This window comes from Pseudomonas sp. NPDC090208, assembly GCF_044746785.1.
Taxonomy (GTDB): Bacteria; Pseudomonadota; Gammaproteobacteria; order Pseudomonadales; family Pseudomonadaceae; genus Aquipseudomonas.
Map to the genome: position 1 here is coordinate 349,735 of NZ_JBIVCU010000001.1, position 14,587 is coordinate 364,321.

A 14,587-nucleotide genomic window follows, 5' to 3' on the forward strand; every position below is an offset into this window, starting at 1 on the left:
CATGAGTGCATCGTTCAAGATCGGCGAGTTGGCGAAACTCACCGACTGCCCCGTGGAAACCATCCGCTACTACGAGCGCGAGGGCTTACTGGCCGAACCCGCCCGCAGCGAAGGCAATTACCGGCTGTACACCCAGGAACATGTCGAGCGACTGACCTTCATCCGCAACTGCCGCAGCCTGGACATGACCCTCGACGAAATCCGCAGCCTGCTGGCGTTGCGCGACAGCCCGCAGGACCAGTGTCAGAGCGTCAATGCGCTGATCGACGAGCACATCCAGCACGTCAGCGCGCGGATCGCCAGCCTGCAGGCACTGCAGGAGCAGCTAGTCGATCTGCGCCAGCGTTGCAGCGAAGGGGCGCCGGATCATTGCGGGATTCTCGACCGGCTGGAGGTCAGCGGCGGCGTGGTGGCGGCGGATGTCGAGCATTCCCATGTCGGGCGTAGCCATGGGCATTGAATCGTCTAGACCACGCACCACCGTCCAGTGTAGGAGTGAGCTTGCTCGCGATATCGATATCCCATACACAACGATGTATCTGACATAACGCCATCGCGAGCAAGCTCACTCCTACAAAGAGGCGCGTGTAAAACAACACCCCCGACCTGTCCGGCAGGTCGGGGGTTTTCATTCAACACCCATCAGCCGCGATGAATCCGCTCCACCGCCTCGGTCACACCCGCGCCATACTCCGGGTCGGCCAGGGTGCAGTGCTTGATGTGCAGGGCGATGATCGGGGCCGACACGCCGCGCAACGCACGGGCGGTGTTGTCGAACAGCGACTGTTTCTCCTGCGCGGTCATGTTGCGGAACAGGTTGCCCGGCTGCGAGAAGTAGTCATCGTCGACCCGATGGTTCCAGTGCCCCGCCGCGCCTTCGATGGACAGCGGCGGCTCACGGAAGTCCGGCTGCTCCTGGAACGCGCCCTTGGTGTTGGGCTCGTACGAGGTCATGCCGCCGCGGTTACCGTCGATGCGCATCAGGCCGTCGCGGTGGTAGCTGTTGACGTGCAGCGCGGCCTTCGGCGAGTTCACCGGAATCTGGTGGTAGTTGACGCTCAGGCGGTAGCGCTGGGCGTCGCCGTAGGAAAACAGACGGCCTTGCAGCATCTTGTCCGGCGAGAAGCTGATGCCGGGCACGACGTTGGACGGCGCGAATGCAGCCTGCTCGACATCGGCGAAGTTGTTTTCCGGGTTGCGGTTCAGTTCGAAGAAGCCCACCTCGATCAGTGGATAGTCGGCTTTCGGCCAGACCTTGGTCAGGTCGAACGGGTTGATGTGGTAAGCGCCCGCCTCCTTCTCCGGCATGATCTGCACGAACAGTTTCCAGCGCGGGAAATTGCCCTTTTCGATGTTGTCGTAGAGGTCGCGGTGATGGGATTCGCGGTCGTTGCCCACCACGGCGCCAGCCTCGGCGTCGCTCAGGTTGGCGATGCCCTGCTGCGAGACGAAGTGGAACTTGACCCAGAACCGCTCATGTTGCGCGTTGAGGAAACTGTAGGTGTGGCTGCCAAAGCCGTGCATCTCACGGTAGCTGCGCGGGATGCCGCGTTCGCTCATGACGATGGTCACCTGGTGGAAGGACTCCGGCAGTTGCGTCCAGAAATCCCAGTTGTTCTCGGCGCTGCGCATGCCGGTGCGCGGATCGCGTTTCACCGCGTGGTTCAGGTCCGGGAATTTCAGCGGGTCGCGCAGGAAGAACACTGGCGTGTTGTTACCGACCAGGTCCCAGTTGCCTTCTTCGGTGTAAAACTTCAGGGCGAAACCGCGAATGTCACGCTCGGCGTCCGCAGCGCCACGCTCACCGGCCACGGTGGAGAAGCGGGCGAACATTTCGGTTTTCTTGCCGACTTCGGAGAAGATTTTCGCGCGGGTGTATGGCGTGATGTCGTGGGTCACGGTGAAGGTGCCGAACGCGCCCGAGCCCTTGGCGTGCATGCGACGCTCCGGGATGACTTCACGATCGAAGTGCGCCAGTTTTTCCAGGAACCAGACATCCTGCAGCAGGGCCGGGCCATTGGGGCCGGCGGTCTGGATGTTCTGATTATCGACTACAGGGGCGCCGAAAGCGGTCGTCAGTTTGTTACTCATGTGCGTTCTCTCCACAGGGGTCACTGGTGTGGGCGACCTCTGCTGAAGCCGACCTTTGTCTGTCCGATGTGAAGAACGATAAGGAAAAACCGCTGTGATGGCTCATTGGGAGTCAGTACAGGGTTGATAGGGAATACCAATCGAAAAATGCTTGCTCGATAGCAAAGTACGACGAACGGGAATTTGTAGGAGTGAGCTTGCTCGCGATGCGTCAACTCAGACACCAACATGGTGTCCGAAAAAACGCTATCGCGAGCAAGCTCACTCCTACAGTTTGAGGGGGGGTCAGATTTTGCTGCGGTGATACCCGTGCGGTACGCCGCCCTTGGACAGCACCCATTGCCACAACTGAATATCACGGGCGCGGAAGGCGCCGGCGCAGGACAGCAGGTAATAGCGCCACATGCGGAAGAAACGCTCGCCCAGTTGCTCCTCGAACTGTGGCCAGGCCTTCATGAAGTTGTCATGCCAGGCCATCAGCGTCTTGTCGTAGTCCGCGCCGAAGTTATGCAAATCCTCGACGACAAACAGCCCGTCCATGGCGTCGCCCATTTGCCCGATTGAAGGCAGGTCGCCGTTGGGGAATATATATTTGTCGATCCACGGGTCAGGATAAGAGTTGCGCTGATTCTTGCCGATGGTATGCAACAGGAACAATCCGCCCGGCTTCAGGCAACGATGCGCTAACTCCATGTATTCACGATGATTTTTACGGCCGACATGTTCAAACATGCCGACGCTGGCAATGGCGTCGAACTGTTCGTCGAGTTCGCGATAGTCTTGAAAGCGGAACTCCAGTGGCAAGTGTTTGTAGCGCTCTTTGGCCCAGGCGATCTGCTCTTTGGAGATACTCACCCCCACCGCTTCGACCCCATAGTGCTCGGCTGCATAACTCATGAAACTGCCCCAACCACAACCGATGTCGAGCACGCGCATGCCCGGCTTGAGTTGCAGTTTGCGGCAGATCAGGTCGAGCTTGGCGGCCTGGGCCTCTTCCAGGTTACTGGCGTTTTCCCAATAGCCACAGGTGTAGGTCATGCGCGAGTCGAGCATCTTCCCGTAGAACGCGTTGCCCAGGTCGTAGTGGACTTCGCCGACGGTCTTGGAGCGTTTGATGTTCTGCCGGTTCATGAACTTCGCCATCAGTGCGTAGAACACCAGGCGCAGCGGTTTCACGTCGTCGGTCATGCCGGTTTTCAGCAGCCGGTGGAAAAACTCGTCCAGGTGATCACTGTCCCACTGCCCGTCCATGTAGGCCTCGCCCAGTCCGAGGTTGCCCTGCGCAAACGCCCTTTCCAGGACACCGGGACCGTTGAAGCGAATGTCCGAGGGGGCCGAGCCATTGATCTGGATACCCGCTGCGTTGAGGATGCGAGAGGCGGTGCGATAGAGGCCGGAGGTGTGAGCGGAGTACGTGTCAGTGCTGAAGTTCGTCGTGGTCATGGAGGGTTATTCCAGGCGCGTTGTCAGGCTAAAGACTTATGGGGAAGTCCCGACTATATGCCAACTAATCCACGGATTTAAACTCAATTGATTCGATCAATAGATTGAAAATATCTATCGAATCAATTTGTTTACAATTCGGCAATACACTTATTACTTGATTGCAACAATGCCAACTTCAATTAAACCAACGTATGAAAGACCGATAGAGTTTTAACCGGTTCGAACATAGTCCAATTGTGCGGTTTTTATTAGATATTGGATTTGTCGGAGGACCTGTAGGAGCTGGCTTGTCCTGCGACCGACTGCGGAGCAGTCGTAAAACCATACGCATTGGTAGTGTCGGGTACACCGCATGCACAGATTTTACGACGGGTACCCCGCCGGTCGCAGGGCAAGCCAGCTCCTACAGGGGAGCGCGTTGCGCCGGAGGGATCAGACGGCCACAGGCGCCTTGATGTTCGGATCGGCGTCGTAGCCGACGATCTCGAAGTCTTCGAAGCGGTAGTCGTAGATGCTGTCCGGGCGACGGTTGATCTTCAACTGCGGCAGCTGCTTCGGCGTACGGGTCAGTTGCGTGGCGATCTGCTCTTCGTGGTTCGAATAAGCATGGGTATCGCCCAGGCTGACGATGATCTCGTGGGGGATCAGGTCGCACTGCTGCGCCAGCATGTGAGTCAGCAACGCCAGCGCCGCGATGTTGTACGGCAGACCGAGGAACACATCGGAACTGCGGATGTACAACTGCATCGACAACTTGCCGTCCGCGACGAAGGCCTGATACAGCAGGTGACACACGGCCAGTGCCTGACGGCCAGCCTTGACGTTTTCCTGAGGCGACAGTTTCTCGTCCGGCAGGTATTCGGTGTTCCAGCCATGAAACAGGATGCGCCGGCTGTTCGGGTTGTTCTTCAGGCAGTCGACCATGTAGTCGATCTGGTTGATCTTGCCGCCGTCCTTGGTCGGCCAGCCAGTCCACTGCGCGCCGTACACCGGGCCCAGGTCGCCGTCTTCGGTGGCCCACTCGTCCCAGATGGTCACGCCATTCTCGTTGAGCCACTTGGTGTTGGTGTTGCCGCTGAGCATCCAGATCAGCTCGTTGGCGATGCTTTTGAAGTGCAGCTTCTTGGTGGTCAGCAGCGGAAAGCCGTTGGCCAGGTTGTGCCGGATTTGCCGGCCAAACACCGCAGTGGTGCCGGTGCCGGTACGGTCGCCTTTGCGGGTGCCGTTGGCGATGACGTCCTGTAACAGTTCAAGGTATTGCTTCATGGCCAGCGGCCCTCTGTGTATCGGTGAATCTGCCGGCCCCGTGGGGCCGGCACATCAAAACGGTGTACGGCGCATCAGGCCGCGGCTTTGTCGGCAGTCGGTGCGCGGTGATAGGCCAGCCAGATCAGTACCAGACCGCCGATGATCATCGGCAGGCTGAGAATCTGGCCCATGGTGACCCAGCCCCAGGCCAGATAACCGAGCTGCGCGTCCGGTACGCGGACGAACTCGACGACGAAGCGGAAGATCCCGTAGAACAGCGCGAACATGCCGGACACGGCCATGGTCGGACGCGGCTTGCGCGAGAAGAAATAGAGAATGACGAACAGCGCTACACCTTCCAGCGCGAACTGGTACAGCTGCGACGGGTGACGCGGCAACTGCGCAGGGTCGCTGAACGGCGGGAAGACCATGGCCCACGGCAGATCGGTCGGTTTGCCCCACAGCTCGCCGTTGATGAAGTTGCCGATACGCCCGGCGCCCAGACCGATCGGCACCATCGGCGCGATGAAGTCCATCAGCTGGAAGAACGACTTGCCATTGCGCTTGCCGAACCAGTACGTGGCGATCATCACCCCGATGAATCCGCCGTGGAACGCCATGCCGCCCTTCCACACTTCAAAGATCAGCAGCGGGTTGGCGACGTAGTTCGGCAGGTCATAGAACAGCACGTAACCCAGCCGGCCACCGACGATCACGCCCATGGCGACCCAGAAAATCATGTCCGAGAGTTTTTCCTTGGTCCATGTCGGGTCGAAGCGATTCAGACGGCGCGAGGCGAGAAACCAGGCGCTGCCGATACCGACCAGATACATCAGGCCGTACCAGTGAATTTGCAGCGGACCGATGGCCACGGCTACCGGGTCAATCTGCGGGTAAGGCAGCATTGCGACTCCTTAAATTGCGACGCTCGTCGAGCGCCGGATCAAATCAGAAAACTGGTCCCCACGACCACCAGCAACAGCGCGAACAGTCGTTTCAGTACCTTGGGCGACAGCTTGTGCGCCAGTTTCGCGCCGAAGCGGGCGAAAAACATGCTGGTCACCGCGATGCCGACGAGGGCCGGCAGGTACACGAAACCGAGACTATGCGGTGGCAGCAGCGGATCGTGCCACCCAAGAATCATGAAACTTATCGCACTGGCCACCGCAATGGGAAAGCCACAGGCCGATGAGGTAGCCACCGCCTGTTGCATGGTCAGGCTGCGCCAGGTCAGGAACGGCACGGTCAGCGAACCGCCGCCGATACCGAAAATCGCCGACGCCCAGCCGATCACCACACCGGCAGCGGTCAGCCCGGGTTTGCCGGGGATGCCGCGACTGGCCTTGGGTTTGATGTCCAGGGCCATCTGGATCGCCACGAGAATGGCGAACACGCCGATGATCTTTTGCAGGTTCGGGCCGGCAATGTAACTGGCGGTCAACGAACCCAGCCCGGCGCCGATCAGGATCCCTACGGTCATCCAGGCGAATACCGCCCAGCGCACGGCGCCCATGCGATGGTGCGCGCGCACCGACAGCATCGAGGTAAAGACGATGGTCGCCAGTGATGTGCCGACGGCCAGGTGAGTCAGCACCGAGCTGTCGAAACCCTGCACGGTGAAACTGAACACCAGCACGGGGACGATGATGATGCCGCCGCCCACGCCAAACAGGCCAGCAAGCACGCCGGCACAGGCGCCCAGCAGCAAATAAAGCGGAAATTCCATGGGAGCTCCCCAAAAATCAGTGCGGCATGTTACCGGACCGGACCCATCCTCTCTAGCCGCGCGCGATGGATGTCCGTTCGTACTCTGCGTACAGTGGCGAAAAAAAGGAGCTCCCGCATGTGCCTGATCGTCTTCGCCTGGCGCCCTTCGCACGCGCTGCCACTGGTATTGGCGGCCAACCGCGACGAATTCTACGCCCGTCCCACCCTGCCGTTGGCGCAGTGGGAAGACACCCCGCAAGTATATGCCGGGCGTGATCTGGAAGCAGGTGGCACATGGCTAGGCGTGAATGCCGACGGACGCTTTGCTGCGCTGACCAACATCCGCAATCCCGGCCAGCCATTGGGCCGACGCTCTCGAGGTGAGTTGGTTGCGCAGTTTTTGACCGGCTCTCTGTCGGTTGACGACTACCTGCGTGAGGTCGCCGGGCGCTCGGCTGAATACAGTGGCTTCAACCTGCTGGTGGGTGATCGCCAGGCCCTGCATTTCCTCAGCGGCGCCGAGCGAACCCCGCGCCGTCTTGAAGCAGGTGTGTATGGCCTGTCCAACGCCGGCCTCGATACGCCCTGGCCGAAGCTGGTAAAGGCGCGCTCGGCATTGTCGGCGCAACTGGACAATCCACAGCCTGAGGCGCTGTTTGGCTTTCTTGCCGACCCCACAGCCGCTCCCGATGCCGAGCTGCCGGATACCGGCGTCGGGCTGAACACGGAAAAGCTGCTGTCCAGCGTGTTTATCTCCAGCACCAACTACGGCACGCGGGCGAGCACGGTGCTGATCGTCGCGGCGGATGGCAGCCGACGATTGATCGAACACAGCTTCGGGCCGTATGGCGGGCGATTGGGAGAGGTTGAGATCAAGCTGTGAAACAACCATCGACCTGACTACACCGTTGGCAAAACAGGCTGATGAATGTTGTGGGAGGGAGCCCTGCTCGCGAAGGCGTAGGCCCAGTCAATACCGTGTTGGCTGCCCTGGCGCTTTCGCGAGCAGAGCTCCCTCCCACGGCCTGCGGCCAGAATCAAAAACCGCACTGGAAACGCACTTGTAGCAGCATGGCTTACCAGCGTCGGCGGTCTTGAGGATGCCACCGCCGACAAGCCGGACTGCTACGGAGAAGGCACTCGGTATCAGTGACCCTTGACCGACCCCGGATTGATCATCCGACCCAGACCCAGGTTTTTCAGCGCCAGTTGCAGCGAAGAACTGATGACCTGCGGGTTGTCGTTGTTCATCAGCTGCGCCAGCAGCTCTTTGGCCTTGCTCAGGTTGACCTGACGCAGCATCCATTTCACTTTCGGCAAGTTGGTGGCGTTCATCGACAGGCTGTCGAAACCCATCGCCATCAACAACACCGCCGCCGCCGGATCACCGGCCATCTCGCCGCAGATGCTGACCGGCTTGCCTTCGGCGTGAGCGTCGCGAACAACGTTCTGCAGCGCCTGCAGTACCGCCGGATGCAGGTAATCGTAGAGATCGGCCACTCGCGGGTTGTTGCGGTCGACCGCCAGCAAATACTGGGTCAGGTCGTTGGAGCCTACCGACAGGAAGTCCACCTGACGCGCCAGCTCGCGGGTCTGATAGACCGCCGCCGGGACTTCGATCATCACGCCCACTGGCGGCATCGGCACATCGGTGCCTTCGTCGCGCACTTCACCCCAGGCCCGGTGGATCAGATGCAGGGCTTCTTCGGTTTCGTGAGTGCCGGAGATCATCGGCAGCAGAATGCGCAGGTTGTTCAGGCCTTCACTGGCCTTGAGCATGGCGCGAGTCTGCACCAGGAAGATTTCCGGGTGATCGAGGGTGACGCGAATGCCGCGCCAGCCCAGGAACGGGTTGTCCTCTTTGATCGGGAAGTACGACAGCGCCTTGTCCCCGCCGATATCCAGCGTACGCATGGTCACCGGCAGCGGATGGAACGCGGCCAGTTGCTCGCGGTAGATCGCCAGCTGCTCTTTTTCGCTCGGGAAGCGCTGGTTGATCATGAACGGCACTTCGGTGCGGTACAGACCAACACCTTCGGCCCCGCGCTGCTGCGCGCGTGCCACGTCAGCCAGCAGGCCGGTGTTGACCCACAGTGGCATGCGGTGACCGTCGAGGGTCACGCAGGGCAGTTCGCGCAGGGCGTCAAGGCCCTGGGCCAGTTGCCGTTCTTCTTCGACCACATCGCCGTATTGCTTGCGCAGGACGTCGCTGGGGTTGGTGTAGACCTCGCCGTGGTAGCCATCGACGATCAGCTCGATGCCGTCGACCTTGGAATACGGCAGGTCGACCGCGCCCATGACCGTCGGAATGCCCATGGCACGGGCCAGAATCGCGACATGGGAGTTACCCGAACCCAATACCGACACCAAGCCGACCAGCTTGCCTTCCGGCACCTCACCGAGCATGGCCGGCGTCAGTTCTTCACTGACCAGAATGGTGTTGTCGGGATAGACCAGCGCCTGCTGACGCTCTTCCTGCAGATAGGCCAGCAGACGGCGGCCCAGATCCTTGACGTCCGACGCCCGCTCGCGCAGGTAATCGTCGTCCATCAGTTCGAAGCGGTTGACGTGCTCGGTGACCACCGAACGCAGTGCGCCCTGAGCCCACTGACCGGTCTTGATGACGTTAGTGACTTCACTGCCGAGCGACGCATCGTCGAGCATCATCAGGTAAACGTCGAACAGCGCGCGCTCTTCAGGGCGCAATTGCGTAGCCAACTTCGCCGAAAGCGTACGCATGTCGCTACGAACGCCCTCAAGGGCGTTCTGGAACAATTTGAGTTCGGCGTCGATGTCGGTGACGGTCTTGTCCGGCACCACCTCCAGATCAGCCGGCGGCAATACCACCAGCGCCGTGCCCACCGCTGCGCCCGGTGAACCCGGCACGCCGACGAACTTGGCTTCCTGAATCCCCTTGCCCTGACGGTCCAGACCACGGATCGAGCCGGTCGCCTCGGCATGGGCGATAACCCCGGCCAGCTGCGCGCTCATGGTCACCAGGAAAGCTTCTTCGCCCTCGTCGAACTGACGGCGTTCCTTTTGCTGGATGACCAGAACGCCGACCACACGCCGGTGGTGGATGATCGGAGCGCCGAGGAACGACGCGTAACGCTCCTCACCAGTTTCGGCAAAGTAGCGATAACGCGGGTGATCAGCGGCGTTTTCCAGGTTCAGCGGCTCTTCCCGGGTACCGACCAGGCCAACCAGGCCTTCGTTGGGGGCCATGCTGACCTTGCCGATGGAACGCTTGTTCAGGCCTTCGGTGGCCATCAGCACGAAGCGGTTGGTGTCGGGATCGAGCAAATAGACCGAGCAGACCTGGCTGCTCATGGCCTCCTTGACGCGTAACACAATAATCCCCAACGCCGCCTTGAGATCCTTGGCGGAGTTAACTTCCTGGACGATCTTGCGCAGCGTATTGAGCATGGCTCGGGGTCGAACTCCGTGTCAGTCGCGCGCCAACAGGCGCGGGGCAAGCTCTTTGAGTGCGCGGCGATACACTTCGCGCTTGAATGTCACCACCTGGCCCAACGGATACCAATAGCTGACCCAGCGCCAGCCATCGAACTCCGGTTTACCGGTCAAATCCATCCGCACCCGCTGCTCGTTGGAGATCAGGCGCAGGAGAAACCATTTTTGCTTCTGGCCGATACACAGCGGCTGGCTGTGGGTACGAACCAGACGTTGCGGCAGACGATAGCGCAACCAGCCACGGGTGCAGGCAAGAATTTCAACATCGTGCCGTTCCAGCCCGACTTCTTCATTCAATTCACGATAGAGCGCGTCTTCCGGCGTTTCCTGAGGGTTGATACCCCCTTGCGGAAACTGCCAGGCATCTTGATTGATCCGGCGAGCCCATAAGACCTGGCCAGCATCATTTGTCAGAATAATCCCGACATTAGGGCGGAAACCATCGGGGTCGATCACGGCCACAACCTCGCAAACGCATGTCGCCGCATTGTTCCACAAAGATCGTGAGGGCAGCAACGAGCCCGCAACAGCTTATCGCGACAACAGCATTAATAGATGCAGTCTCTTGATGAAACCTCGTATTCTTGTGCTCTTTTTCCAGCCATTTCAGCGAGTAACCCCATGCGCCTGGCACTCTTCGACCTCGACAACACCCTTCTCGGCGGCGACAGCGATCACGCCTGGGGCGACTACCTGTGCGAACGCGGCATTCTCGACGGCGAAGCCTATAAAGCACGCAACGATGCGTTCTATCAGGACTACTTGGCCGGCACCCTGAATCTGACCGATTACCTGAACTTCAGCCTGGAAATCCTCGGCCGCACCGAGATGGCGCAACTCGACGAGTGGCACAATGACTTTATGCGCGACTGCGTCGAGCCATTGATCTTGCCCAAGGCCATGGCCCTGATCGCCAAACACCGCGACGCCGGCGACAAGCTGGTGGTGATCACCGCGACCAACCGTTTCGTCACCGCGCCGATCGTGGCCCGCCTGGGCATCGACACCCTGCTGGCGACCGAATGCGAAATCATTGACGGCCGCTACACTGGCCGCACCACCGACGTGCCGTGCTTCCGAGAAGGCAAGGTGACTCGCCTGAATCGCTGGATCGAAGAGAACGGCTTCAATCTGGACGACAGCTACTTCTACAGCGACTCGATGAACGACCTGCCGCTGCTGGAGCAAGTCGCCAACCCGGTGGCCGTGGACCCGGACGAAAAACTGCGCGCCGAAGCGATCCGTCGTGGCTGGCCGGTGATTTCGCTGCGCGGTTGAATTGACCCAAAACCCATCGCGAGCAAGCTCACTCCTACAAAGATCGCTGCCTCCCTGTAGGAGTGAGCTTGCTCGCGATAGCCATTTCAAAAACGCACCTGCCGGCAAGCCGGACCGCTACAGGCTGCACACCCCGGACCACTGATCTACACAGGCTTGGCGCCCATCAATCCGGCAATGGCGATAAAACAGACAGCACTGAATATCGCCAGCGCCAGGGTGAACTTGCCGTTGCCGACGATGACTGGCCGGCGCAGACGGTTGACCCGCACAGCCAGCCAGGCCCAGCTCAGGGCGCCGAAGGTGTACAGCACGCTGGCAGCCAGCAGCCAGGTCTGCCCCAGCGACCAGCCGGCGTAATGCACCAGCCACCAGCCACTGATTGGCAGGACTAACAGGCACAACCCCATCAACAGCCAGACAAATGCCCAGGGGCGTTGCATGGCGCGGTTCTGCACGGTCAGATCCCCTGCCCGGCGCCCGCGGATGATCCATACCGCCAGCGCCAGGCCGCCGATAAACAGCAGCGCGGTGGTGACCATGTGCAGGATTTTCAGGGCGGCGAAGTGTTCCATGGCGATACGCTTCCTTTATAAGGCCGTGTTTTCAGCGTAGCAGCCTGCCCCTCAACGCGTACCGTGTAGGAGCCGGGCTTGTCCCGCGACCGGCTGCGCAGCAGTCGTAAATTCACCACACGCGGTGTGACAGGCAGACCGCATTTTCAGGTTTTACGACGGGTTCCCCGCCGGTCGCAGGACAAGCCAGCTCCTACAAAGGGCCATCAGGTCACCTTCGCATCAACCCAGAAACAACTTGTACGCCGGGTTATGGGTTTCATCCCAATACGGATAACCGATCTCGGCCAGCGCCTGCGGCACTAGATGCCGTTCTTCCTCTGGCACCACCAGCCCGGCGACCACGCGGCCGTCGGCGGCGCCGTGGTTGCGGTAGTGGAACATCGAGATATTCCACTTGCCGCCCAGTTTGTTGAGGAAGTTGAACAGCGCACCCGGCCGCTCGGGGAATTCGAAGCGGAACACCACTTCATCATTCACCCGCTCGGAATGTCCGCCGACCATGTGCCGCAGGTGCAGTTTGGCCAGTTCGTTGTCGGTCAGGTCCAGCACCGGGAAACCCTGTTCGGTGAGGCTGGCGATCAGCGCCTTGCGCGGGTCGTTTTCCGGATGGGTCTGCACGCCGACGAAGATGTGCGCCTCGCGGTCGGTGTGGTAGCGGTAGTTGAATTCGGTGATCTGGCGCTTGCCCACCGCTTCGCAGAAGGCCTTGAAGCTGCCTGGCTGCTCGGGGATGGTCACGGCAATGATCGCTTCGCGGCCTTCGCCCAGCTCGGCGCGTTCGGCGACGTGGCGCAGGCGGTCGAAGTTGACGTTGGCGCCGGATTCGATGGCCACCAGCGTTTGCCCGCTGACGCCGTACTGCTCGACGTATTTCTTGATCCCCGCCGCGCCCAGCGCGCCAGCCGGCTCGGTGATCGAACGGGTGTCGTCGTAGATGTCCTTGATCGCCGCGCAGATTTCATCGGTGCTGACGGTGAGCACCTCGTCGACGTAATCCTTGCAGATGTCAAAGGTGTGCTGGCCGATCTGCGCCACCGCCACGCCATCGGCGAACAGCCCGACCTGTTGCAGCACCACACGCTCGCCGTAAGCCATGGCCTGTTGCAGGCAGTTGGAGTCGTCCGGCTCGACGCCGATCACCTTGATCTCGGGGCGCAGGTATTTGACGTACGCGGCGATGCCGGCAATCAGCCCGCCGCCGCCGACCGGCACAAAGATCGCGTCCAGACGCCCCGGGTGCTGACGGAGGATTTCCATCGCCACCGTGCCCTGACCGGCGATGGTGTCCGGGTCATCATAGGGGTGGATGTAGACGTAGCCCTTTTCCTCGACCAGCTTCAGCGAATGCGCCAGTGCTTCGGGGAAAGAATCCCCATGCAGCACCACCTTACCACCGCGCGAACGCACGCCCTCGACCTTGATCTCCGGGGTGGTCTTGGGCATGACGATGGTCGCCTTGATCCCCAGTTTCTTCGCCGCCAGCGCCAGACCCTGGGCATGGTTGCCGGCCGAGGCAGTGACCACGCCACGGGCCAGTTCTTCCGCGCTCAACTGCGCCAGCTTGTTGTAGGCGCCGCGGATCTTGAAGGAAAACACCGGCTGCAGGTCTTCGCGCTTGAGCAGCACCTGGTTGCCAAGGCGCTCGGACAGCTGACGGGCGCCTTGCAGCGGGGTTTCCACGGCGACGTCGTAGACGCGGGAAGTGAGGATTTTCTTGACGTACTGTTCGAGCATCGGGAAAGCATCACTGGCGAAAGGGCAAGGCCGAGAAGTCTACTCCGCGTCCAGACGGACGACCACACGAAGACTCGGGTTTTAGCCCGCGCATGCCGCTATAATGCCGCCCCTCGGCGTATCGCTACCCCCTGTAGGAGCGCGCTTGCCCGCGATTGTGCCGTCCTGCCACCGCTAGCGTGACAGACAGAATGCAATCGCGGGCAAGCGCGCTCCTACAAGGGCATTTACCACTGGAGCCCACCCGCATGACCCAGGATCAACTCAAACAGGCCGTTGCCCAGGCCGCTGTCGACTTCATCCTTCCGAAACTCGACGACAAGAGCATCGTCGGCGTCGGCACTGGCTCCACCGCCAACTGCTTCATCGACGCGCTGGCTCAGCACAAGGGCGCTTTCGACGGCGCAGTCGCCAGCTCCGAAGCCACCGCTGCCCGCCTGAAGGGCCACGGCATTCCGGTGTATGAGCTGAACACTGTCAGCAACCTGGAGTTCTACGTCGACGGCGCCGACGAGAGTGACGACAAGCTGAACCTGATCAAAGGCGGCGGCGCAGCCCTGACCCGCGAGAAGATCGTGGCGGCCGTCGCTAGAACCTTCATCTGTATCGCCGACGGCAGCAAGCTGGTGCCGGTGCTCGGCGCGTTCCCGCTGCCGGTCGAAGTGATTCCGATGGCGCGCAGCCACGTGGCCCGCGAGCTGGTGAAACTGGGCGGCGACCCGGTGTACCGCGAAGGCGTGATCACCGACAACGGCAACATCATCCTCGACGTGCACAACATGAGCATCACCGACCCGGTGACGCTGGAAGCGCAGATCAACGCCATCGTCGGCGTCGTCACCAACGGCCTGTTCGCGGCCCGTCCGGCTGACCTGCTGCTGCTGGGCACTCAGGAAGGCGTGAAAACCCTGACCCGGTAAGCACCCATAACACAAGAGCCGGCTTGCTGGCGAACAGCGGTGTATCAGTCAATATTGATGCGCCTGACACACCGCTGTTCGCCAGCAAGCCGGCTCCTACAGTTGAAGAAACCC

13 protein-coding genes are annotated in these 14,587 nt (G+C 60.8%); 4 read left to right on the forward strand and 9 right to left on the reverse strand.

Annotated elements, in window-relative coordinates; all coding sequences use genetic code 11:
• The first annotated feature begins 1 nt into the window (after nucleotide 1).
• The gene (gene cadR, locus ACIPL0_RS01425; protein WP_400594477.1) at nucleotides 2–460 is read left to right on the forward strand and encodes a Cd(II)/Pb(II)-responsive transcriptional regulator; all 459 of its coding nucleotides are present in this window, start codon (nucleotides 2–4) and stop codon (nucleotides 458–460) included.
• A 182-nt stretch (nucleotides 461–642) separates the two neighbouring features.
• Here the strand turns inward: cadR and ACIPL0_RS01430 are convergent, their stop codons facing one another.
• From ACIPL0_RS01430 to ACIPL0_RS01450, 5 genes are all read right to left on the reverse strand, one after another.
• Entirely contained in the window at nucleotides 643–2,091 is a 1,449-nt protein-coding gene (locus tag ACIPL0_RS01430; RefSeq protein ID WP_400594474.1) for a catalase, read from the reverse strand.
• A 285-nt stretch (nucleotides 2,092–2,376) separates the two neighbouring features.
• Complete coding sequence (gene cfa, locus ACIPL0_RS01435) at nucleotides 2,377–3,534, reverse strand: cyclopropane fatty acyl phospholipid synthase (protein ID WP_400594471.1); 1,158 nt, start codon at nucleotides 3,532–3,534, stop codon at nucleotides 2,377–2,379.
• 435 nt (nucleotides 3,535–3,969) lie between these two features.
• On the reverse strand, nucleotides 3,970–4,803 hold the full coding sequence (locus tag ACIPL0_RS01440; RefSeq protein ID WP_400594468.1) for a thymidylate synthase: 834 nt from the start codon (nucleotides 4,801–4,803) through the stop codon (nucleotides 3,970–3,972).
• 74 nt (nucleotides 4,804–4,877) lie between these two features.
• Nucleotides 4,878–5,690 carry a prolipoprotein diacylglyceryl transferase gene (gene lgt, locus ACIPL0_RS01445; protein ID WP_400594466.1) on the reverse strand — a complete coding sequence of 271 codons (813 nt, stop codon included), beginning with the start codon at nucleotides 5,688–5,690 and terminating at the stop codon, nucleotides 4,878–4,880.
• Nucleotides 5,691–5,728: 38 nt separating this feature from the next.
• A complete protein-coding gene (locus ACIPL0_RS01450) occupies nucleotides 5,729–6,511 on the reverse strand; it encodes a sulfite exporter TauE/SafE family protein (RefSeq protein WP_400594464.1) in 783 nt (260 codons plus the stop codon).
• A 117-nt stretch (nucleotides 6,512–6,628) separates the two neighbouring features.
• Between ACIPL0_RS01450 and ACIPL0_RS01455 the strand changes: the two genes are divergently transcribed.
• Nucleotides 6,629–7,375: an NRDE family protein gene (locus ACIPL0_RS01455; protein ID WP_400594461.1), complete on the forward strand. Its 747-nt coding sequence runs from the start codon at nucleotides 6,629–6,631 to the stop codon at nucleotides 7,373–7,375.
• A gap of 263 nt (nucleotides 7,376–7,638) precedes the next feature.
• Here the strand turns inward: ACIPL0_RS01455 and ptsP are convergent, their stop codons facing one another.
• Together ptsP and ACIPL0_RS01465 are read right to left on the reverse strand one after the other, a co-directional pair.
• The gene (gene ptsP, locus ACIPL0_RS01460) at nucleotides 7,639–9,918 is read right to left on the reverse strand and encodes a phosphoenolpyruvate--protein phosphotransferase (protein ID WP_400594458.1); all 2,280 of its coding nucleotides are present in this window, start codon (nucleotides 9,916–9,918) and stop codon (nucleotides 7,639–7,641) included.
• A 21-nt stretch (nucleotides 9,919–9,939) separates the two neighbouring features.
• The gene (locus tag ACIPL0_RS01465; RefSeq protein WP_062379340.1) at nucleotides 9,940–10,419 is read right to left on the reverse strand and encodes an RNA pyrophosphohydrolase; all 480 of its coding nucleotides are present in this window, start codon (nucleotides 10,417–10,419) and stop codon (nucleotides 9,940–9,942) included.
• Nucleotides 10,420–10,584: 165 nt separating this feature from the next.
• Here ACIPL0_RS01465 and ACIPL0_RS01470 point away from each other — a divergent pair, with 165 nt between their 5' ends.
• The gene (locus tag ACIPL0_RS01470; protein ID WP_400594455.1) at nucleotides 10,585–11,241 is read left to right on the forward strand and encodes an HAD family hydrolase; all 657 of its coding nucleotides are present in this window, start codon (nucleotides 10,585–10,587) and stop codon (nucleotides 11,239–11,241) included.
• A 146-nt stretch (nucleotides 11,242–11,387) separates the two neighbouring features.
• On the opposite strand, the gene ACIPL0_RS01475 is transcribed toward ACIPL0_RS01470, so the two are convergent.
• Both ACIPL0_RS01475 and ilvA read right to left on the reverse strand, forming a co-directional pair.
• The gene (locus ACIPL0_RS01475; protein ID WP_400594452.1) at nucleotides 11,388–11,816 is read right to left on the reverse strand and encodes a DUF2269 family protein; all 429 of its coding nucleotides are present in this window, start codon (nucleotides 11,814–11,816) and stop codon (nucleotides 11,388–11,390) included.
• A gap of 222 nt (nucleotides 11,817–12,038) precedes the next feature.
• Nucleotides 12,039–13,553, reverse strand: coding sequence for a threonine ammonia-lyase, biosynthetic (ilvA, locus tag ACIPL0_RS01480; RefSeq protein WP_400594449.1), 1,515 nt, complete (start codon nucleotides 13,551–13,553; stop codon nucleotides 12,039–12,041).
• 248 nt (nucleotides 13,554–13,801) lie between these two features.
• Here ilvA and rpiA point away from each other — a divergent pair, with 248 nt between their 5' ends.
• The gene (gene rpiA / locus ACIPL0_RS01485) at nucleotides 13,802–14,473 is read left to right on the forward strand and encodes a ribose-5-phosphate isomerase RpiA (protein ID WP_400594446.1); all 672 of its coding nucleotides are present in this window, start codon (nucleotides 13,802–13,804) and stop codon (nucleotides 14,471–14,473) included.
• Nucleotides 14,474–14,587: the final 114 nt, after the last annotated feature.

Coding starts and splice junctions, on each gene's coding strand:
- cadR (WP_400594477.1), top strand. CDS start 2: ATGAGTGCATCGTTCAAGATCGGCGAGTTGGCGAAACTCACCGACTGC.
- ACIPL0_RS01430 (WP_400594474.1), bottom strand. CDS start 2,091: ATGAGTAACAAACTGACGACCGCTTTCGGCGCCCCTGTAGTCGATAAT.
- cfa (WP_400594471.1), bottom strand. CDS start 3,534: ATGACCACGACGAACTTCAGCACTGACACGTACTCCGCTCACACCTCC.
- ACIPL0_RS01440 (WP_400594468.1), bottom strand. CDS start 4,803: ATGAAGCAATACCTTGAACTGTTACAGGACGTCATCGCCAACGGCACC.
- lgt (WP_400594466.1), bottom strand. CDS start 5,690: ATGCTGCCTTACCCGCAGATTGACCCGGTAGCCGTGGCCATCGGTCCG.
- ACIPL0_RS01450 (WP_400594464.1), bottom strand. CDS start 6,511: ATGGAATTTCCGCTTTATTTGCTGCTGGGCGCCTGTGCCGGCGTGCTT.
- ACIPL0_RS01455 (WP_400594461.1), top strand. CDS start 6,629: ATGTGCCTGATCGTCTTCGCCTGGCGCCCTTCGCACGCGCTGCCACTG.
- ptsP (WP_400594458.1), bottom strand. CDS start 9,918: ATGCTCAATACGCTGCGCAAGATCGTCCAGGAAGTTAACTCCGCCAAG.
- ACIPL0_RS01470 (WP_400594455.1), top strand. CDS start 10,585: ATGCGCCTGGCACTCTTCGACCTCGACAACACCCTTCTCGGCGGCGAC.
- ACIPL0_RS01475 (WP_400594452.1), bottom strand. CDS start 11,816: ATGGAACACTTCGCCGCCCTGAAAATCCTGCACATGGTCACCACCGCG.
- ilvA (WP_400594449.1), bottom strand. CDS start 13,553: ATGCTCGAACAGTACGTCAAGAAAATCCTCACTTCCCGCGTCTACGAC.
- rpiA (WP_400594446.1), top strand. CDS start 13,802: ATGACCCAGGATCAACTCAAACAGGCCGTTGCCCAGGCCGCTGTCGAC.